At 72.3% G+C, this 20,348-nt stretch carries 13 protein-coding genes; 7 read left to right on the forward strand and 6 right to left on the reverse strand.

Annotated features, from left to right (window positions below; translation table 11 throughout):
• Nucleotides 1–14: 14 nt before the first annotated feature.
• The 7 genes from ACFW9Z_RS15865 to ACFW9Z_RS15895 all read left to right on the forward strand — a co-directional run bounded on the left by ACFW9Z_RS15865 (nucleotide 15) and on the right by ACFW9Z_RS15895 (nucleotide 7,128).
• A complete protein-coding gene (locus ACFW9Z_RS15865) occupies nucleotides 15–905 on the forward strand; it encodes a hypothetical protein (RefSeq protein WP_384640237.1) in 891 nt (296 codons plus the stop codon).
• Nucleotides 902–1,861: an alpha/beta hydrolase gene (locus ACFW9Z_RS15870; RefSeq protein ID WP_384640240.1), complete on the forward strand. Its 960-nt coding sequence runs from the start codon at nucleotides 902–904 to the stop codon at nucleotides 1,859–1,861. Before ACFW9Z_RS15865 ends, ACFW9Z_RS15870 begins: the two co-directional genes overlap by 4 nt.
• A complete protein-coding gene (locus tag ACFW9Z_RS15875; protein ID WP_384640243.1) occupies nucleotides 1,861–3,087 on the forward strand; it encodes an aminotransferase class I/II-fold pyridoxal phosphate-dependent enzyme in 1,227 nt (408 codons plus the stop codon). The genes ACFW9Z_RS15870 and ACFW9Z_RS15875 overlap by 1 nt, the downstream gene beginning before the upstream one ends.
• Nucleotides 3,084–4,052 carry an ornithine cyclodeaminase family protein gene (locus tag ACFW9Z_RS15880; protein ID WP_384640246.1) on the forward strand — a complete coding sequence of 323 codons (969 nt, stop codon included), beginning with the start codon at nucleotides 3,084–3,086 and terminating at the stop codon, nucleotides 4,050–4,052. The genes ACFW9Z_RS15875 and ACFW9Z_RS15880 overlap by 4 nt, the downstream gene beginning before the upstream one ends.
• Before the next feature lie 17 nt (nucleotides 4,053–4,069).
• The gene (locus tag ACFW9Z_RS15885) at nucleotides 4,070–4,282 is read left to right on the forward strand and encodes a hypothetical protein (RefSeq protein WP_384640249.1); all 213 of its coding nucleotides are present in this window, start codon (nucleotides 4,070–4,072) and stop codon (nucleotides 4,280–4,282) included.
• Nucleotides 4,275–5,714, forward strand: a complete 1,440-nt coding sequence (locus tag ACFW9Z_RS15890) for an amidase (RefSeq protein ID WP_384640252.1) — start codon at nucleotides 4,275–4,277, stop codon at nucleotides 5,712–5,714. The genes ACFW9Z_RS15885 and ACFW9Z_RS15890 overlap by 8 nt, the downstream gene beginning before the upstream one ends.
• Nucleotides 5,715–5,775: 61 nt before the next feature.
• Nucleotides 5,776–7,128 (forward strand): hypothetical protein, encoded by a 1,353-nt coding sequence (locus ACFW9Z_RS15895; protein WP_384640255.1) that lies wholly within the window; start codon nucleotides 5,776–5,778, stop codon nucleotides 7,126–7,128.
• Nucleotides 7,129–7,247: 119 nt separating this feature from the next.
• On the opposite strand, the gene ACFW9Z_RS15900 is transcribed toward ACFW9Z_RS15895, so the two are convergent.
• From ACFW9Z_RS15900 to ACFW9Z_RS15925, 6 genes are all read right to left on the reverse strand, one after another.
• Nucleotides 7,248–9,944: a LuxR C-terminal-related transcriptional regulator gene (locus ACFW9Z_RS15900; protein WP_384640258.1), complete on the reverse strand. Its 2,697-nt coding sequence runs from the start codon at nucleotides 9,942–9,944 to the stop codon at nucleotides 7,248–7,250.
• Nucleotides 9,923–11,371 carry an aminopeptidase P family protein gene (locus ACFW9Z_RS15905; RefSeq protein ID WP_384640261.1) on the reverse strand — a complete coding sequence of 483 codons (1,449 nt, stop codon included), beginning with the start codon at nucleotides 11,369–11,371 and terminating at the stop codon, nucleotides 9,923–9,925. Before ACFW9Z_RS15905 ends, ACFW9Z_RS15900 begins: the two co-directional genes overlap by 22 nt.
• A 137-nt stretch (nucleotides 11,372–11,508) precedes the next feature.
• Entirely contained in the window at nucleotides 11,509–12,978 is a 1,470-nt protein-coding gene (locus ACFW9Z_RS15910) for an aminopeptidase P family protein (protein ID WP_384640264.1), read from the reverse strand.
• 385 nt (nucleotides 12,979–13,363) lie between these two features.
• Entirely contained in the window at nucleotides 13,364–14,170 is an 807-nt protein-coding gene (locus ACFW9Z_RS15915) for an HpcH/HpaI aldolase/citrate lyase family protein (RefSeq protein ID WP_384640267.1), read from the reverse strand.
• Between the two features lie 39 nt (nucleotides 14,171–14,209).
• Entirely contained in the window at nucleotides 14,210–19,342 is a 5,133-nt protein-coding gene (locus ACFW9Z_RS15920) for an amino acid adenylation domain-containing protein (protein ID WP_384640269.1), read from the reverse strand.
• A gap of 5 nt (nucleotides 19,343–19,347) precedes the next feature.
• Complete coding sequence (locus ACFW9Z_RS15925; RefSeq protein WP_384640272.1) at nucleotides 19,348–20,307, reverse strand: zinc-binding alcohol dehydrogenase family protein; 960 nt, start codon at nucleotides 20,305–20,307, stop codon at nucleotides 19,348–19,350.
• Nucleotides 20,308–20,348: the final 41 nt, after the last annotated feature.

The raw sequence follows: 20,348 nt of genomic DNA on the forward strand, positions 1-20,348 counted from the left end.
CCAGGGGGATCATCATGAAGAAGCTTCCGCAGCACGCCGTCATCGACGTCTCCGCCCACCGCACCGAGCTGACCGACGGCCGCCTCCAGGCCGTCGGGGACGGGCTCGTCCGGGAACTGGTGCGGCTGGTCGCCGAGGGCGACGGCGTCGCCGTCTGCCACGGTGTCGCCAAGACGCTGGCTCACCACGGACTCGACGTCCACAAGGAGCAGGACGCCGCGATCGGCCGCGACTACCTGGAGTCCCTGTTCCGCGGCTTCGGCGAGCACGTCGACGTCTCCCGGTTCAGCCCCGTCGCGATGGACTACGACCGCATCGCCGGTATGGACGTCGACGGGTACAACAAGAACACCCACTTCACGCCCAACGGCGACCACACCACCGAGCGCGAGTTCCTGACGACCAAGTGCGTGCACTTCGACGCCGCCACCCCGTTCATCGGGAACATCTACGGGCCCAACACCAACATCACCGACGGCACCCCGATGGTCTGCGACACCCGCGCCTACTGCCAGGACAACGGTGTGGCCCCCGCCGACCTGCTCGAACTCATGCCGCACAGCTACAACGTGGCGGTCAAGGAGGAACACGCCGAGCCGGTCCTCGCCCGGTACGCCTCCGCCGTGGACGCCGACCTCTCCGCCGACCTGGTCATGGTCGTCCTGCTCAACGAGGTGGACGGCGGCCTCGCGCACGCCGGATCCGAGCCCCGGCCCGCCGACCCCACCCGGCCCGCGCGCCGCCCGATCCGGCACCTGGAGTACCAGTTCGCGGAGGGCGTCGAGCTGGCTAAGTGGTACCGGCACTACCGGCTGGAGATCCCGCAGCCCAGCCTCCAGGTGCCGGACGAGGCCGCCCGCGAGCGCTACCACCGCGGTGTCGCCCCGGTCGGGACGGACCAGTGACGACGTCCACGGAACACACGAAGCGCAAGGAACACACCGAGCCCACCGAGCACACAGAGTTCAGCGTGCCGGTCATGTCCGAGGGCGACCACAAGGAGCTCGGCACCCTCCTCACCGCCCTCGCCGCCGACGAGTGGCCCACGGACATCGACGACGCCCGGCTGTTCTACGAGTCGTGGGGCATGCCGATCGCCGACGACATCACGGTCGAACAGCGCGACGGCGGCCACCTGTTGACCCCGCCGAACGCCGAGGGCGCCCTGACCGGGCTCTACCTGCACGGCGGCGGATACGTGTACGGCTCGCTGCGCAGCCACGGCCACATGGTCGGGGAGATCGCCCGCGCGGCCCGCTGCCGGATGTTCTTCGTCGACTACCGGCGGGCCCCCGAGCACCCCTACCCGGCGGCGCTCGACGACGCCGTGGCCGCGTACCGGAGTCTGCTCATCGACGGGCTCGACGCCCGTGACGTGGTCCTCGCGGGCGACTCGGCGGGCGGCGGCCTGGTCCTCGCGACGCTGCTGAAGCTGCGGGACTCGGGGGTGCCGCTGCCCGCCGCGGCGGCCTGTGTCTCGCCGTGGACCGACCTCACGGGCAGCGGGGAGAGCTACGACGCCCTGGAGCACGAGGACCCCATGCTCAGCAAGCCGGTCGTGGACCTGGTGTCCGCGTCGTACCGGGCGGGCACCGCGCCCACCGACCCGTACGTGTCGCCGCTTTTCGGGGAGTTCGCGGGGCTGCCCCCGGTCCTCCTCCAGGTGGGCAGCCGCGAGATCCTGCTCAGCGACGCCGAACGGTTCGCGGAGGGGCTGCGGCGCGCGGGAGGCACCGCCGAGCTGGAGGTCTGGCCCGGCATGGTGCACGTCTGGCACCTCCACCACGCGCGCCTCGCCAAGGCCCGCGAGGCCGTGACCCGGCTCGGCGGCTGGCTCCGCTCGCAGGCGGCGGGGGTGTGATGACCGAGGACATCACCGGGCCCCACCGGTACCGCAACAACCGCAAGATGGTGCCCGCCAGCGAGGCCGCGTGGGGCCTGTCCCGCGAGCACGGGATGCTCGGCCTCGTGGTCGAGGCCGTCGACGGACAGAACCGGCTGCGCGACACCCGTACGGGGCACGAGTTCGCCAACCTGTCCTCCTGCTCGTACCTGGGCCTCAACAGCCACCCCACGGTGATCGAGGCCGGGCGCGCCGCGCTGGACCAGGAGCGGATCACCGGGCTGTCCATGGGCGAGTTCCGGATCCGGCTCGGCATCATGGAACGGCTGGAGGAGGAGCTGTCCGCCCACTTCGGCGCCCATGTGCTGCCCTCGGTCTCCTGCGGAGTGCTCAGCTCGGCGATCCTGCCGCTGCTCGCCTCCGGCCATCTGACCGACGGCGAACCGCTCGTCGTGGTCTTCGACCGGTTCGCGCACTTCTCGCTGAACTTCCTCAAACCCGTACTCGCCGACGAGACACGGGTGTTGACCTGCCCGCACAACGACATGCAGTTCCTGGAGGACGTCTGCAAGCGGTACCCGCGGGTGGCCTACGTCGCCGAAGGTGTCTACTCCACCGGCGGGCAGGCGGACCTGAAGGGCATCAAGGAACTCCAGGACCGTTACGGCCTGTTCGTCTACCTCGACGACTCCCACGCGCTGTCGGCCGTGGGTGAGCGCGGCGAGGGGTACGCGCGCACCGCGTTCGACGCCCTCGGTTCCCGTACGGTCATCGTCGCCTCGATCGCCAAGGCGTTCGGCAGCACCGGGGGCATCGCCATGGTCGGCGACCGCGAGGTGTTCGACCTCCTCTACCGCTCCGGTCCGCTGGCCTGGTCCCAGGGGCTGCGGACCGCCGCGGTCGGCACCACCCTCGGCGCCCTGGAGGTCCACCGCACCCCGGAACTCGGCCAACGACAACGCCAACTCGCGCAGAACATCGCCCTGTTCGACGAGCGGCTGCGCGACCACTCCCTCCGGGGCGCCGGATCACACATCAAGTTCGTCACCGTCGGCGACAACGACCGGGCGGTCCGGCTGTCGACCGAGCTCTACCGGCGCGGCTACTACTGCTCCGCGATGTTCTTCCCGATCGTGGCGCAGGGGCAGGCGGGCGTACGGATGATGCTGCGCGGCGACATGGAGACGGAGCTGACCGAACGGTTCGCCTCCGACCTCCTCGACGTACTGACGGAGCTCGTATGACCGTCACCGGCACCGGCACCACCACCGCCGCCACCATCGTCGGCACCGGCACCGGCACCGGCACCGGCACCGGCACGGAGCACGGCGTGGCCGATGTGGTGGCCGTGGCCGGGCTGATGCGCGCGAGCCTGCGCAGCGGCGCGGTGCGGCGGATGGCCGTACCGCTGCGGCAGGTCGTCGACGACGGCCGCAGCGCCCGCTTCCTGTCCATGCCCGCCGTCAGCGCCGACCACGGGCTGTGCGTCAACAAGACCGCCACCATCACCGACGGCCCGGGCCCGACCGTGACGTCCGTGGTCCCGGTCTTCTCCACCACGACCGGGGAACTCCTCGGCGTGCTGGACGGCGCGGCCGTCACCAACCTCAAGTGCGCGGCCGTGACGGCGCTGGTCACCGACCACTGCGCGGCCCGGGACAGCGCCGTCCTCGGGATCGTCGGATCGGGGGTGCAGGCCTGGCAGCAGTACCTCGGTGTGACGGCGGTACGCGGGATCACCGAGGTACGGGTCCACTCCCGCACCCCCGAGCACGCCGAGATCCTGTGCGAGCGCATCCGGCGCGCGGATCCGGGCGTACGTGCCCGGGTCAGCGCGTCGGCCGAGGAGGCCACCTCGGGGGCGGACGTCATCTCGACGGCGACGACCTCCGTACAGCCGCTCCCGATCGCCGCCCACCTGCCCGAGCACGTGCACATCAACTGCATGGGCGCGCACACCACGGAGTCGCGGGAGCTGTCCCGCCCGCTGCTGGCCGCCGCCACGCTCGTCGTCGAGGACCGGGCGATCGCCGTCGCGGAGGCCGGGGAGATCCACCGTACGGCGATCGACCTGGAGTCCCTGGAGACCGGCTCGCACACCGGACTCGACGCCCGCCCGACCGTCTTCAGCTCCACCGGGCACGCCTCGCTGGACCTGATCACCTGTGCCCATCTGGTGGGGCAGTCACAGTCGCGGCACTCAACGTAACGAAAGGAAAACCGTACGTGGCACACGTCGGCACGGAAGAGACCACGGGGCCGTACGAGGGCGGGGAGACGGAAAGCGCCGCCGCCGACCGGGAGTTCGTCGCGGCCCTCGCCCGCCGCGGCATCGAGATGCCGCCGGACCTGGCGCCCGGGGTGCTGGCCGGGAACCGTTCGCTGCGCGCGATGAACCGACTGCTGCGGGAAGCGGAAGCGGAGACCACCGATGTCTGACACACCGATGTCCGGCACCCCTCTGTCCGGCCCCCTGTCCGCGCTGTCCGTCGCGGAGGCCGGAGCGCGGCTGCGCGCCGGAACGCTCACCTCCGTGGAGCTGGTGGAACACTCCCTGGGCCTCATCGACGCGTACGACGCCGAGTTGCACGCGTTCGTCCTGGTCACCCGGGACCTCGCGCTGCGGCGGGCGGCGCAGGCGGACCGGGAGCTGCGCGAGGGCATCGACCGGGGCCCGCTGCACGGCATCCCCTATGCGCTGAAGGACATCCTCGCCGCCGAGGGCCTGCCCACCACCAACCACTCGCGGCTGACCCTCAACGACATCGCCACCGAGGACAGCACCATGGAGGCCAGGCTGCGGGCCGGGGGCGCGGTGCTGCTGGGCAAGCTGGCCACGTACGAGTTCGCGTTCGGCGGGCCGAGCACGGACCTGCCCTTCCCCCCGGCGGGCAACCCCTGGCACCGCGACCACATCCCCAGCGGCTCGTCCTCGGGGGCGGGCGCCGCCGTGGCGGCCGGATTCCTGCGCATCGCCTTCGGGTCCGACACCGCGGGCTCGCTGCGCGGCCCGGCCTTCCACTGCGGGGCCGTCGGCCTCAAGCCCACCTACGGCAGCGTCTCCGGCCACGGGGCCACCCCGCTGGCCCCCACCATGGACCACTTCGGGCCCCTGGCCTGGACGGTGGCCGACGCCGCCGCCGCTCTCCAGGTGGTGGCGGGCCCCGACCCCCGGGACCCCCGCACCCGCCGGGCCCCGGCGCCCGACTTCCTCTCCCCGCTGACCGGGGATGTACGCGGGCTGCGCGTGGCGTATGCGAAGGCCTGGTACGCCGACGATCCGGCGACCCTCCCGGAGATCACCGAGAGCATCGACCGGGCCCTGGCCCACCTGGAGAAGCTCGGCGCCGTCGTCGAGGAGTGCCAACTGCCCCCGTACGAACTGTTCGACGCCTGCGGCCGGGTCATCCTGATGGCGGAGGGGTTCGCCACGCACGAGGAGAACCTGCGCCGCGCGCCCCGGTCGTTCGGCCGCTTCACCTACCAGAAGCTCATGCCCGGCGCGGGAGTCACCACGGACGAGCTCCAGCGGGCCCACGACGTGCGCGACAGTCTCAGGGCGGCGCTCGACCGGCGGGTCTTCGCCTCCCACGACCTGCTGATCACGGCGTGCGGCCAGACCACCGCGGCCCGGGTCGACGCCTTCGGCACCGACTGGCCGCCGCCGAAGCTGGCCAACGACATGCAGACCATCCCGTTCGGCGTCACCGGACACCCGGCCATGTCCCTGCCCCTCGGGTTCGCCGACAACGGGCTGCCCATCGGGGTGCAGCTCGTGGGGCCCGCGTTCGGGGAGGCGGGCCTGTTCCGGGCGGGGCTCGCCCTGGAAGCCGAGTTCGGCCGACGGGACGTCCGCCCCGCACTGGCATAAGAACGCGGGTCACTGCACAACCCCTCCAGCCCGCCCAGCCCTCTAGCAGGAGTGGAAAGACATGGCAGACACCTCGACGACCACACGGGCGACGGGCGCGCGGGGGCCGTATGTGACGGACCCCCGGCGGCTCCTCAACGCCTTCGACCACCAGCTCCGGGGGTTCCGGACCTTCTGGTTCGACCGGATCGCCCCGGCCGGACCCGTCGTCCTGCCCGCCGCGCAGGGCTCCGAACTGGAGCGCGCGATCGCCTACTTGGCCGGTCTGCTGCGGCGGGCGGTGCACCACCTGGGCGACGACTGCGTCTCCCGGCACCGGGCGCTCGGCCTCGATGAGCGGCTGACGGAGTTCTACGGGGACGAGGAGTTCGAGAACGCCTACGCGACGGTCATGGGCCGCCCGGACGTGATCCTCACCGACTCCGGATGGAAGTTCATCGAGTTCAACTTCTGCTCGTCCACGGGCGGTCAGGTCTACGTACACCTCCTCAACGAGCTGTGGCGGCAACTGCTGCCCGACGAAACCCTGCGCACCCTCACGCTCGCCGACCCCCTCAAGACCCGCGGCGACCTGCTGCGCACCGTCCTCGACGAGCTCGGCCTCGACCCGTACGTGGCGCTCGTCGGCTACCTCCCGGACGTCTTCCTCTCCAGCTCCGAGGGGAACCGCAGGTACTACGAGATCGAGGCCGACGCCCTGCGGAAGTCGGGCATCAGGGCGGAGTACTTCGAGACGGACGAGTTCATCGAGGCCCTCGGCTCCCGCCGGGGCGAGTTCCCCCTGGTCCTGGAGCGGACCGTGCCGCAGGAGTGGATCGACGCGGGCCGGGAGCTCGGCCCGCTGCTGACGATCCGGAAGTGCGGCTCGGCCGTGCTGACGCCGCAGAGCTCCTACCAGGCGGCGAACAAACAGCTCTTCGCCCTGCTGTCCCAGGGCCAGGACTGGATGAGCGAGGAGGACCGGGAGTTCGTCCAACGGTACATCCCCTGGTCGCGCTCGGTCCGGGAGGAGACCGTCACGTACGGGGGCGAGTCCTGGAAACTGGAGGAGCTGCTGCGCGAACGGCGGGCCGACTTCGTCCTGAAGCGCTCCGACGGCGACCAGAACTTCGACGTCCACATCGGCTCTCTGACCGACGCGGCCGCCTGGGAGGACGTCATCGCCAAGGCCCGCGAGGCCGGTACGTGGATAGCGCAGGAGACCGTGCACAGTACGGAGATCCACGCGGACGTCCTCGACCGCGACCGGGACTCCTACCTCGGCATCTCGACGCGCGCGGTGTTCGGGCCACTGTTCATGGGCGGCCGCATGACCGGATGCGGGGTGCGCTACGACGTACCCGCCCCGGGCGGCGCCGGGCCGGGGGCGGCGGGATCGAGCATCCTGGGGTCGGTGGGCTGGCAGGCGGGCTGACCCGGATCGTGTACGGGCCTGTCCCGGCCGTGCGCGGGCCTTGACCGCCTTCGCGCACCGGCGGTCAAGGACCGGGCACGGCCTGACACCTGGCCCGGGCACCCCGCCGGACGCCCCGCTCACCGCCGTACGGAGTGCGCGCTCTTCTGGACGAGGGCCGTCAGCTGGACCCGGGACCGTACCCCCAGCTTGCGGTAGATCCGGGTGAGGGCCGCCTCCACGGTCTTGACGCTGACGTACAGGGCGGCCGCGATGTCACGGTTGCCGCGCCCCTCGGTGACCAGCTCGGCGATCCGCCGCTCCGCGTCCGTCAGACCGGCCGGCCAGTCCCGCACCTGGGTCCGCTCCGGCCCGGTCGGCTCCCACAGCGGCGCGCCCGCCCGGCGGAACACCGCGTCCGCCGCCGCCTGGAGCTCCCTGGCCCGCGCCGGGCGTCGGCGCCGCTGCTCGACGGAGGCGTACGCCAGCAGCACCCGGCCGCGCTGTAACGGGTATCCGAGCCGGTCGAAGGTGCGCAGGGCGCGGTCGAGCAGCTCCTCGGCCGGTCCGTACTCGCCCGCCGCCGTACGGCACAGCGCCTCGGCCCGGTCGAGCGCGGCCAGCACCCCGCGCCGTCCCAGTGCCTCGGCCCGGCGCCGGGCGTCGGCGACCGTCCGCAGGGCGGCGGGCAGGTCCCCGGCGGCGGCCAGCGCCTCGGCGAGGTCGGCGTCGTGGCGGACCTCCGCCGGGTCCGCGATACCGAGGTCCTGCACCAGGTCCCGGACCCTGAGCAGATCCGCCAGGGCTCCGCCGACGTCCCGCACCAGCAGCCGGGTCGTCCCGGACAGATGCAGGCAGTGCGTGGCCAGGAGGGTGTCGCCGTCCTCCTGCGAGGCCGTCAGCCCGAGGTCCGCGTAGGCGAGCGCCTGCTCCAGGGTGCCGCCCGCGAGTTCGGCGACCGCCGCCGCGTACCACGGCGGGCCGGGCGAGGCGCCCAGGTCCCGGGCGAGCGCCAGCAGCCGGTCGGCCTCCTCGCGGGCGAGCGGGCCCTCGCCCCGGTGGGCGTGGATCCGGACGGCGCGGCTGAGCAGCCAGAGCCGGTCGGCGGGGCGGGCCGGTGGCCGCATCGCGTCCAGCAGCCGCCCGGCCTCCTCCAGCCGGTCGTCGAGCAGGGCGAATCCGACCCCGATCCGGCGTGGCTCTCCGGGCGGCCGCCCGGCCCCGGCCGCCGTGTCCGCCGCCAGGGCCCGGCGGAGCAGTTCGGCATGGCCCGGCGAACCGCGGGCCTGCTCGATCCGGGCGGTCAGGGCCAGGGCGGAGGCGTGGGTCGCGGCGTCCCCGGCCCGCTCGGCCAGTTCGGCGGCCGACCGGGCGTGCGCCAGCGCCTCGGCGTGGGAGCCCCGGTTGACCCGCAGGCTCCGGGCCAGACGCAGATGCGCCGCCGAGGCCAGCGCCGGTTCGTCGGCGGCCAGGGCCTCGGTGAGGGCCTGCGCCGCCACATGCTCCACCAGTGCGGCGCCCCGGCCCGCCGCGTCGACGACGGCGAGCCGCGCCTGGGCCCGGACCGCGGGCACGGCCCGTCTGCGTTCCAGCTGCTCCAGCGCCGTACGGGCCAGATCGAACCGCCCGGCCGCCTCGGCGTCCCAGGCGGCCGCGACCAGCAGATCGTGCCGGACGTCGCCCGCCAGCAGCCCGAACTCGGCGGCCCGGGTGTGGTCGCCGCTCTCCCGGGCGGCGGTGGCGGCGTCGGCCAGCGCGGGGACCAGCCGCGCGGGGAGTTCGGCCGGGGTCAGGGCGGACGCCTCGTGCCAGACCCGGTCGTCGCCCTCGGAGGCGGCGGCCAGGGCGAGGTGTGCCTGCCGCACCGCCTCGCCGCTGGCCTCGGCGAGCAGGCACTCGCGGAGGACGGGGGCCGGGAAGCACACGGCACCGGCCAGCCGGATCAGCCCGGCCGCCTCGGCCTCCGCCAGGGCCACGTCGGCGGAGGGTCCCGCGGCCCGGCGGACGGTGTCGGGCGACGGATCGGCCGCCAGCGCCGCGAGGAGCAGCACCCAGTGGACGGGGGCCGCCAGCCCGGCCAGCCAGCTCCTCAGCGCCTTGCGCGCGTACGGGGCCAGCGGCTGGGCGTCCAGGACCGCCGGGGTCCCGGCCCGGGCCACTCCGGCGGCGAGGTCCGAGACCAGCCGGGGGTTGCCGCCCGTCGCCGTGTGGATGCGCGCGGCGGTCCGCAGCGGGATCCCGAAGGACCGTACGACGGCCGCCGACTCCTGCGGGCTGAGCGCGGGCACGGCGATCTCCACCGCGTCACCGCCCAGGACGTCGTGCGGCAGCGGTCCGTCGGGCCGCAGCGCCGCCAGCAGCGACACACTGCCCCGGCTGCGGCGGGCCGCGAAGCCGAAGACGTCCAGGCTGTCCGGGCCCCACCAGTGCATGTCGTCGGCGGCCAGCAGCAGCCGCGCCCTGCGCCCCCAGGCCTGGAGGCACGACAGGACGGTGACGCGCAGGATCGCGGGATCGGGCTCGGGCCCGGTGACCCGGCGCAGCACCCAGTCCATCGTCGAGCGCTGGACGTCCGACAGTTCGCCGCTCACGTCCGCCGGGCAGACGGTGAACAGGTCCACCAGGGGTACGTACGGCAGGTGGGCGTCGGCGGGCGCCGAGCTGAGCCTGACCACGGGGTCCCCGGAGGACTGCCACACCGTGCACACCGCGTCCAGCACCGCGGACTTGCCGAACCCGGTGGGCCCGACCACCGCCACCGCACCGGCCTGCCGCAGCTCTCCGGAGACCCGGTCGACCAGAGGGCGGCGCGCCCTCACCGCACCGCGTCCAGCCACGCCTCGACCTCGTCCGCACCGCGCGGCAGACCCGAGGAGAGGCAGTGCGCGCCGTCGGCCGTGATGACGAAGTCGTCCTCGATCCGGACGCCGATGCCGCGCAGCTCCTCGGGGATCGTCAGGTCGTCGGGCTGGAAGTAGAGACCGGGCTCGACGGTGAGGACATGGCCCTCCTCCAGCACACCGCCCACATACGTCTCACTGCGGGCGGCGGCGCAGTCGTGGCAGTCCAGGCCGAGCATGTGGCCCGTACCGCAGACGGTGTACCGGCGGTACAGGGCGTCCTCGTGCGGAACCCGCGTTCCACCGGGCCGCAGCCCCCAGGCGTCGAGCCCCTCGGTGATGACGCGGGTCGCGGCGTCGTGGAAGGCGCTGTACGGCGCACCGGGGCGCAGGGCGGCGATGCCCGCCGACTGGGCGGCGAACACCAGGTCGTATACCCGGCGTTGGACATCCGTGAAGCGTCCGCCGACCGGCAGCGTACGGGTGACGTCCCCGGTGTAGAACGAGTCGGCCTCGACGCCCGCGTCCAGCAGGAGCAGATCACCCTCCCGCACCGGGCCGTCGTTGCGCATCCAGTGCAGGACGCACGCGTGGGCCCCGGCCGCCGCGATGGTGTCGAACCCCAGACCGTAACCCTCAAGCCGGGCACGGCGGTTGAAGGTGCCCTCGATCCAGCGTTCACCCCGGGCGAGGCGGGTGGCGTGGGGCAGTTCGGCGGCGACGTCGTGGAAGCCGGCGACCGTGTGCCCGACGGCGGCGCGCAGCTGCTCGATCTCCCACTCGTCCTTGACCAGCCGCAACTCCGAGAGGAAGGCGAGCAGTTCGGCATCGGCGTCCGGCGCGGACGGCGGTACGAGCGCGTCTACGGTGACGTCCTCGCCGCGCACCACCCGGGTCGGGACACCGGAGCCGCCCAGTGCCCGCTCCAGGGCGTCCCGGTGGGCCGCCTGCACGCCGAGGGCGTCGGCGGTCTCGGGGAGCGTACGGCGTCGGCCGACCCAGAACTCGCCGTGCTGCCGGTCGCTGTAGAACTCCGCCCCGTGGGGACCGGCGTCGCGGGGTGAGCGCGGCCGGGTGAACAGGGTGACCTCGTGCCCGCTGCCGGTGGGCTCGAAGACGAGCACGCTGTCCGGTACCGCCTGCGTCCCCTGCTCGGCGGTGAGGTGGATGAAGGCGGAGTGCGGCCGGAAGGCGTAGTCGAAGTCGTTGCTGCGGACCTTGAGCCCGCCCGCCGGGACGACGATCCGCTCCCCGGGGAACCGCTCGGACACCGCCGCCCGCCGCTTGGCCGCCCAGGCCGCTCCGGAGACGGGTGGAAGCCCCGGATCCGTGTCCGCCCACCCATGCCGAAAGACCTCGGCCACCGGGGCCGGTACTCGACGGTCATGACTCCGCGTCCCGCGCAAGCCGTCCTGCCGTTCCATCGCACGCCTCCGTCATGTGGTGGTCCGCGCTCATCGAGAACGCGGCTGTTCGGTCTCACTGGGAACGGGACTGCCATCGGTCTCACTGAGAACGGGACTGCCCAGGCCGCGGCCCTGACGGGCCGCGGCGGTCGCCGTCAGCCCCGCAGCCGGGCCATCCAGGCCTCCACCTCGTCGGCGGCCCGGGGAAGGTCGGCGGAAAGGTTCTCGTTGCCGTCCTCCGTGACCAGGAAATCGTCCTCGATCCGGACGCCGATGCCGCGGAACTCCTCCGGCACGGTCAGGTCGTCCGCCTGGAAGTACAGGCCCGGCTCGACGGTGAGCACCATGCCCGCCTCCAGCGTGCCCTCCACGTACAGCTCGGTGCGGGCCTTCGCGCAGTCGTGGACGTCCAGGCCGATCATGTGGCCCGTACCGGCCAGCGTCCAGCGCCGGTAGAGCCCGAGCTCGTACGCCTCGTCCACCGACCGGTCCCCGAACAGGCCCCAGGCGGCGAGGTGTTCGGTCAGGACGCGCTGGGCGGCATGGTGGAAGTCCCGGTACTTGGCGCCGGGTTTGACGGCGGCGATACCGGCCGACTGCGCCTCGTACACCGCGTCGTACACCTTGCGCTGGATGGGCGTGAAGCGGCCGTCGACCGGCAGGGTGCGGGTGACGTCGGCGGTGTAGAGGTTGCGGCTCTCCACCCCGGCGTCGAGCAGCAGCAGATCGCCCGGCCGGGCCTCGCCGTCGTTGCGGACCCAGTGCAGGGTCGTGGCGTGCGGCCCCGCCGCGCAGACCGACGCATAGCCGACGTCATTGCCCTCGATCCGGGCACGCATCCAGAACGTGCCCTCGATGGCCCGCTCCAGGGTGGACGACTCCGCGCCGAGGAGACGCACCACGTCCTCGAAGCCACGGGCGGTGGCCTGACAGGCGTGGCGCAGGTCGGCGATCTCGAACTCATCCTTGACCAGCCGCATTTCGGAGAGCGCGACCCGGAACTCGGTGTCCCGCTCGGCGGTCACCTTGTCGTGCAGGGCGGCGTCGACGCCCGCGTCGTAGTCGCGCAGCAGCCGGACCGGGCCGGTGGCCGCGGCGAGCCGCTCGGTCAGCGTGCGGACGTCCCGGCAGGGCAGGCCGAGGAGCCGCTCGTTCTCGGTGAGGCTGTTGCGACGGCCGTCCCAGAGCTCACCGTGGTAATCGAGCCAGAACTCGCCGGATTCGCGGTCGGACCGGGGCAGCAGGTAGGCGGTCGCCCGGTGCTCACCGTCCTGACCGGGCTCCAGGACCAGTACGGCGTCCTGCGACTGGTCACCCGTCAGGTAGACGTAGTCGGAGGACGGCCGGAACGGGTAGTCCGTGTCGTTGGCGCGGACCTTCGGGTTGCCGGCCGGGATCACCAGCAGCTCACCGGGGAACCGAGCGGAGAGAGCGGCCCGACGGCGCGCGGTGTACGCCGCCTGTGCGATGGGTTCGAGATCCCGGCGCTCGGTGTCCGCCCAGCCCTGCTTCATGTTCTCGGCGAGCTCGGAACTCACGTCCCCGTAAAGTCCGTTCTTCCGCTTCCTGTTCTCGTCCGACTCGTCTGCCACCACGGCCTCCTGAAGCGAATCCGTCACGCGCATTCCTCCTCCATCGCAGAAGTCGGCGTCCCCTCGGGCAACCGACCGGAACATCTCAAGGGAAGTACAGCCGCCTGGCAACCGCTGTGCCGGATAAGGCACGTGATCCGGGGCGGCGGCGATATCGACACCGGCGTACGACAAACCCGGCCATCCGCACCACTGCCGCGCAGGCCACACACGGTCCGGACAGCACCTGCCCGGACATCCTCAACTCCCCAGGCAGTGCGGCTTCTTGCCGTAGACGGCACTCTCGCAGCACCCTCGCACCCCCACGTCATACATTCGTATGAAATCTCGCGGATGCTCTTGCGTCATTTGTCGATGGCCCAACTGCGCCCGCTGCCCTAGGTTTCTCCAAAAAGCTCCCCACCTTTTCCCTCAAGCCCTACCCCGCGGCGAGAATCCGGCAAGCGCGTTCCAGCAGGGGCTTGTCGACCATCTGACCGTCCACCACGGTGACGGAGTCACCGGCGGCGATCACGGCCCGGGCCCACTCACGTTCGCTCGCGGTCGGCGCGAACCGCTCCGCCACGAAGGCGACCTGTGCGGGGTGGACGCACAGCTTCCCGGTGAAGCCGAGCCGACGGCCGTGGGCGATGTCCGCGGCCAGCGCGTCGAGATCCCGCACCCCGGTCGTGACCCCGTCGACCGGAGCGCACCGCCCCGTCGCCGCCGACGCCGAGACCAGCCGGGAGCGGGCGTACGCGAGCGCCAGGTGGTCGTCGTGGGCGACCCCGAGCTGCCCGGCCAGATCCGCGTTGCCGAGGGCGACACGCACCACCCCCGGGGTGGCGCACACCTCCACGGCCCGCTCGATCCCGGCCGCCGTCTCGACCAGCGGAACCAGGGCCGGCACCCCGCCCGCACGGGACCCCAGCTCCGCGAGCACGGCGGGATCCTCGGCCTTGGGCACCATCACGGGCATCCCGCACCCGGCCGCCATCGCGAGATCGCCCTCGCACCAGGCCGTCCCGGGCGCGTTGATCCGGACGAGAGCGCTGTTGCCCGCCCCGAGCCAGGCGGCGGCATGATCGCGCGCCCGCCGCTTGTCCGGCTCCGCGACCGCGTCCTCCAGATCGATGATGACCACGTCCGCCCCACTGGCAACGGCCTTGTCGAACCGGTCCGGCCGGTCCCCGGGCACGAACAACAGAGCGCGGGCCGTCTCCAGCCTGCTCACGGACATGCTCATACGGACAGCCTCTCCTCGACGACTGGCTCAAGGGCGCCATCATCCGCGGTACGGGGCGGGTTCGCCCACTCCGTTTCCGCGGCGGGCGAGGCGCTGGGCGCGAGCCGCGGCGCTGTCGCGGCGTGTCGCCCGCCTGCGGACGGTGGCATCGGGCTCCTGGGCATCGTCTCCGCGCAGGTGCCGGGCGAGGGCGCCGATGTTGGCGTACCGGAAGAGCGAGACCAGCGGGATGTCGTCGCCCAGGCGCTCACGCAGCCTCGCCTGTACCTGGACCATCAGCTGGGACGTACCGCCCAGGTCGAAGAAGTTGTCACCGAGGGCGATGTCCGAGCCCGTCCCGAGCAGCTCGCTCCAGATGGCCCGGATGGTCTCCTCCGGCTCGGCGCCGTCTGTTCGCCAGTCCTCCCGGACGGGTGCGGACGCGGGCTCGGGCAGGGCACGGCTGTCGAGTTTGCCGTTGGGAGTGAGGGGCATGGTGCTGATCTCCATCAGCTCGGAGGGAATCATGTACGGCGGAAGCGCGGCCTCAAGAGCCCTGCGGACATGGCTGGTTGTCCTTCCGGTGTTCCCGGCCAGTACGACGTAGGCGATCAGCCGGGTGTCTCCGCCCGGATGGTCTCGGGCGAGGGCGGCCGCCGCGGTCACTCCCGGAACGCGGCAGCACGCGGCTTCGACCTCCGCGGTATCCACACGGAAGCCTCGGATCTTCACCCGGCTGTCGGCACGGCCGAGGATCTCGACGCTGCCGTCGGGAAGGAAGCGTCCCCTGTCACCGGTGGCGTAGCGGCGCACCCCGGGCACAGGATCGTCGTGGAAGCCCCCTTCACCGGTCCGCGGCAGGTAGCCGTGCGCCAGGTAGGGAGTGCGTACGACGATCTCACCCACCTCACCGGTACCGCACAGGACGCCGGTCTCGCCGAGGACGAGCAGTTGGACGTCGTCGATCCCGGTGCCGATCGGCACCGAGAGGCCGGCCTCTCCGGCGGTGTTCGCCTCCTCCGGTGTCACCTCCTGGTAGGCCATGGCCTGGGGTGTCTCGGTGGATCCGTAGAAGTTGACGTGCCGTGCGCCCGTCGCCACCTGCGCGAAGGCCGCCACATCGGGGTGACGCAGCACGTCACCGCCGTAACAGACGAGGCGTACCTCCGGGAGCCGGACGCCGGTGTCCGCGCTCGCGAGGGCGAGCAGGCGGGCCAGGGGCGGGGTGAGGTGGAGCACGGTGACGCGGTGCCGGGCCAGCCAGCGGAGGAGCGATGCCGGATTCCTCAGCAGATCGCCGTCCGGTACGTACAGTTCGCCGCCCACCCACAGCGGTGTGAGGACATCGCGGAGCAAGGGGTCGTGTCCCAGGCCGGACAGAAGAGCGAAGCGGCTGTCGGAACCCAGGCCGAAGGCCGCTGTGTACCAGTCGAGGAAGTGGGCGACAGGAGCGGGTCCTCCGGCAACTCCCCGCGGCAGCGGACCGGTCGAACCGGAGGTGAACATCACGTAGGCGAGGTCCGCGGTGTCCGGGGGCACGACCGGTTCCGCGGTGGGGTTCAGGGCGGCCCCCGGCCGGTGCGGAGACCGCAGCAGCCTGCTCGCCGTGGTCCTCCGAACTCCCGGGACAACGAGTTCCGCCGGTAGCGGTCCCGCCTCCTCGCAGTGCACCAGCAGCGACGGACCGGCGGCGGCCACCTGGGCCGCGAGACGGGCGGGCGGATGCGCCGGGTCGAGGATCAGGAAGGCCGCGCCGCCTTCCAGCACGCCCAGGAGCAAGCCGACGAGAGCCGCGTTCCTGGCCGCGTACACGGCCACGACGTCCCCTCGGCGGACCTCTTCCCCCGCCAGCGCCCGCGCGACTCGGGCGGCCACGGCACCGAGAGACGGCCCGTCCAGCGTGCCCGAGGAGTCGTGGACGCGGGCGGAGGCCATACCGGCACGCACCCTGGTGGCCAGCGCCTGCCCCGGCTCGGCCCGCAGCACCGCGGCGGGGTTCGGAAGCACCTCCTGGTGGGTCCGTGGCACCAGGGAGATCTCGCCGACCGGGCGGCCGGGCCGCGCGGTGGCCTCCTCCAGAAGCCACGTCAGCTGCTCAAGGATCACCCGGGCACGGGCATCGCCGAACAGCGACCGGTCGTAGGCGAGATCCAGGCGCAGCCGGTCGCCGTGGTCGGTCACGTACAGCCCCAGGTCGAAAAGGGCCGCATGGGCGGGCAGTTCGGTGATCCAGGTGTCCAGTCCAGGCATCCGCGGCGGCTCGTCGGGGGCGCCCAGAAGGTTGAACCAGGTCTGGAACAGCGGGTTGCGGCCCAGCTCGCGGGCGGCGGACACACCGGCGACCACGTCTTCGAAGGGGAGGTCCTGGTGGGCGTGGCCCTCCAGGACGGTGTCGCGCACCCGGTGCAGCACCTCGGCGAACGTCGGAGTCCCGCTGAGATCCACGCGCATGGCGACCGTGTTGATGAAGAACCCGACGAGGTCCTGGGTCTCGTCACGATCCCGCCCGGAGATGGGGGTTCCGACCGTGATGTCGTGCTCCCCCGCCAACCTGCCGAGCAGCACCATGAAGCCGCTGAGCAGAGTGACGAAGAGGGTGCTGGAGTGTGCCTGACCGCACGCCCTGACCGCCGCGGTGACATCGGGGCCGAGAAGGTGCGTGGCCCTCCCCGCCACAGCGGGTTCGGCGGAAGACCGGCGCGGGCGGTCGGCAAGATTGTCCAGTGCCGGCGGCGGAGTACGGAACTTCTGCTTCCAGTAGTCGAGCTGGCCGGCCTGCTCCCCGGCCCGGTGCCTGCGGTCCTGCCACGCGGCTATGTCCCCGTAGGACAAGGTCCGGGTACGCGGCTCGGGCATCCGGCCGAGCACCGCGGCCGCGTACTCCTCGCCGATCTCCCGCAGCAGGATCGCGGCCGACCAACCGTCGAAGACGATGTGGTGCACCGTCACCAGCACCTGGTGGCCGCGGTCTCCGACGCGCAGCACGGAAACACGGATCAGCGGCGCGGTGGTCAGGTCGAAGGGGCGTCGCACTTCTTCCGCCATGACGTCCACGGCCAGGCTCTCCGGGTCTCCCCCGCCCCGCAGATCGACCTCGGTGATTTCCACATCGAGGTGCGGGAGCACCTCCTGTACGGGCCCGCCGTCGTGGTGGGCGATACGCGTGCGCAGCGGGGCGTGCCGGCTCACGATCCGGTTGACGGCGGTCCTCAGCGCCGAGCGGTCGAGGGCGCCCTCGACGCCGAAGGCGAGGGGGATGGTGTACGTCGCGTCCGGGCCCGTGATCAGGTTCAGCAGCCACAGCCGTCGCTGGGTGGGCGACAGGGGGTAGCGGCCGTCCGGCGCGGGGAACACCGCGGGCGGATCGGTTTCCGGAGCGAGCAGTTCCACCTGGGCGGCGAGCTCACGCACGGTGGGATGCGTCAGTGCCGCACTCGGCAGGATGTCCACCCGGAAGTCCGACCGGATCCGGGCGCAGACGCGGGCCGAGGTGAGGGAATCGCCTCCGGTCGCGAGGAAGTCGTCGAGAGCGCCGACGCGCGGGAGACCCAGGACGCGCTGCCAGATCTCGGCGATACGGAGTTCCGTTCTCCCCTTGGGCGCCTCGTGGAAGGCGGGCTCCTGAGCCGCCACCGGATCGGGAAGACGGTGGCGGTCCACCTTTCCGTTGGCGTTGAGCGGCAGCCGGTCCAGGACCGTGAACGTGGTGGGCACCATGGCCGTCGGCAGGACCAGTTCCGCGTGCCGGCGGACCTCTCCGGCGGTGACCGGTGTGGCACCGGCCGGTGTGACGTAGGCGTGCAGCCGGATCCCGCCCTCCCCACGCCGGGTCACAGTGACCGCATGGCCGACCGCGGCGTGGCCGCGCAGAGCCGTTTCGATCTCGGCGGGCTGGATGCGCACCCCGTTGATCTTGATCTCGTCGTCGATGCGCCCCAGATGTTCCACGGCCCCATCGGCCAGCCGCCGGACCCGGTCTCCGGTGCGGTACCGGCGCTGCCCGCCCTCGGCCGGTACGAAGCGCAGTGCGGTCAGGGCGGGACGGCCGTGGTAGCCGCGGGCGAGTCCGGGCCCGTCGAGGTACAGCTCGCCCTCCTCGGGGTCCACCGCCTCCGCGAGGGCGGGGCCGGTCACGACGGTCCGGGTGCCGGGAAAGGCATGGCCGATGGGCAGGGTCGCTCCGCTGGGCCGCCACCCGGGGGTGGTTTCGAAGCAGGTGCTGTCCACGCTCGACTCGGTGACACCGTAGGAGCAGAAGACCTTCGTCTCCGGGCCCACGAGGCGCCTGAGCCGGAGATAGTCCTGGTGCGGCCACGCCTCTCCGCCGACGGTGATCAGCCGCATGTTCTCCAGGCTGCCGCCCGTCTGTTCGAGGTGGTCCATCAGCAGCCGTAGCACCGCCGGGGTGATGTCCATCATGTGCACGTCGTGCTCGGTGATCAGCCGGTGCAGGGAATCCGGCCGGAGCAGGTCCTCCCGGTCGCACAGGACCAGCGTCCCCCCGGACAGCAGCGCGCGGGCGAAGTCCCCGGTGGACACGTCGAAGGAGAAGCCGGCGACCTGGAGGTGGCTGCGCACGTTCTCCCTGAGGGCGTACACCTCTTCCCAGCCTTCGTACGAGGTGACCAGGCCCCGGTGGGCCACTCCGACGCCCTTGGGGCGGCCGGTGGATCCCGAGGTGTAGATGACGTACGCCAGGTTGTCGGGCAGCACGGTCACCGGGCCTGCCGGGGAGCGCCCGGCGGGAGCCCCCGGCAACGGCCTGTCGACCAGGACCGACCGGGCCTGATGCGGCGGCAGGACGGAGGCGAGGTGTGAAGCGGTGACGACGACAGCGGGCCGGCTGTCCTCCAGGATGTGGCCCAGGCGCTGGTACGGCTGTGCCGGGTCCAGCGGCACGTAGGCGGCACCGGCCTTCCAGGCCGCCAGCACCGCGGTGACCGCCTCCGGCGAACGGTCCAGATGAATGCCCACCAGTGTCTCGGGCCCCGCCCCGGCGCCACGCAGGGACGCCGCCAGGTCCTCGGCCCGCCGGTCGAGCTCGCGGTAGCTGACCGTGCGCCCTCGGTGGACCAGGGCCGCGGAGTCCGGATCCTCCCGGACTCGCGCCTCGAACCGGTGGTGGATCAGATGGCCGGCGGTGGTGTGGCCGCCGCGGCCCCGGGTGGAGGCCACCGTCTCGTCGCGTCGCATCGCTCTCAGTTCTCGGTCATCCGGAGTACGGCCTTGCCCGTGGTGGACCGGCCGGCGAACAGGCTGAAGGCATGGGCAGCCTGGTCCAGGGGGTACGAACCACCGTTCACGGGCTTCAGCTGCTTGTTCTTCACCATGCCGAACAGGCCGGTGAGGGTGTCCGACAGCGCGCGCGGGGTCGTTCGCATCAGGTCGGCGGCCCAGAAGCCGATCACGGAGCGCGAGGCACCGATCAGCGATTCCAGACGTACCGGGGTGGAGGGCTCGTCCGAGGCCGTGCCGTACACCACCATGCGGCCGTGGGTGCCCAGCGCGGCGAGGCCCTGATCAAGGGTGCGTCCACCGGCCATCTCCAGGACTACGTCGACCGGCCGCCCCCGGTTGGCCTCCAGCAGGGCGGCGGTCATGTCCGCGGCGTGCGAGTCCGCCACGGCGTCCGCCCCGAGCGAGAGTGCCAGCTCCCGTTTGTCCGGCGTGGAGGCGACCGCGATGACCCGGGACGCGCCCCACGCCTTGGCGAGCTGTACGGCGATCGAGCCGACACCGCCGGCGGCCGCGTGCACGACGACGGACTGACCTCGTACGGTCCGTGCGCAGGTACGCAGCAGATGCCAGGCCGTGAAGCCCTGGATTCCGAGGGCCAGGGCCTCCTGCCCGGTGACGAAGTCCGGTACGGGGATCGCCGATCCGGCGGGCACGACGGCTCGTTCGGCGTGTCCGCCGGAGGAGATGATGCCGAGGACCCTGCGTCCGGAGGGGTCCGTACCGAAGACCTCGGTTCCCGGAACGAACGGCAGGTCGTTCTTCTTGAGGTAGCTGCCTGCCATCTGGTGCAGGTCCGAGAAGTTCAGACCCGACTGCTCCACGTCGATGAGCAGCGCACCGTCTCCGGCCCGGGGGTCGGGGACCTCCTCGACCTGGACGACCTCGGGTCCGCCGAACTCCTTGATGACGATGGCTTTCATGGTTCTCCCCTGATCTGGTCTGTTGTCTGTGGTCTGTTGTC

The sequence above is a fragment of the Streptomyces sp. NPDC059452 genome (assembly GCF_042750035.1).
Classification (GTDB): domain Bacteria; phylum Actinomycetota; class Actinomycetes; order Streptomycetales; family Streptomycetaceae; genus Streptomyces.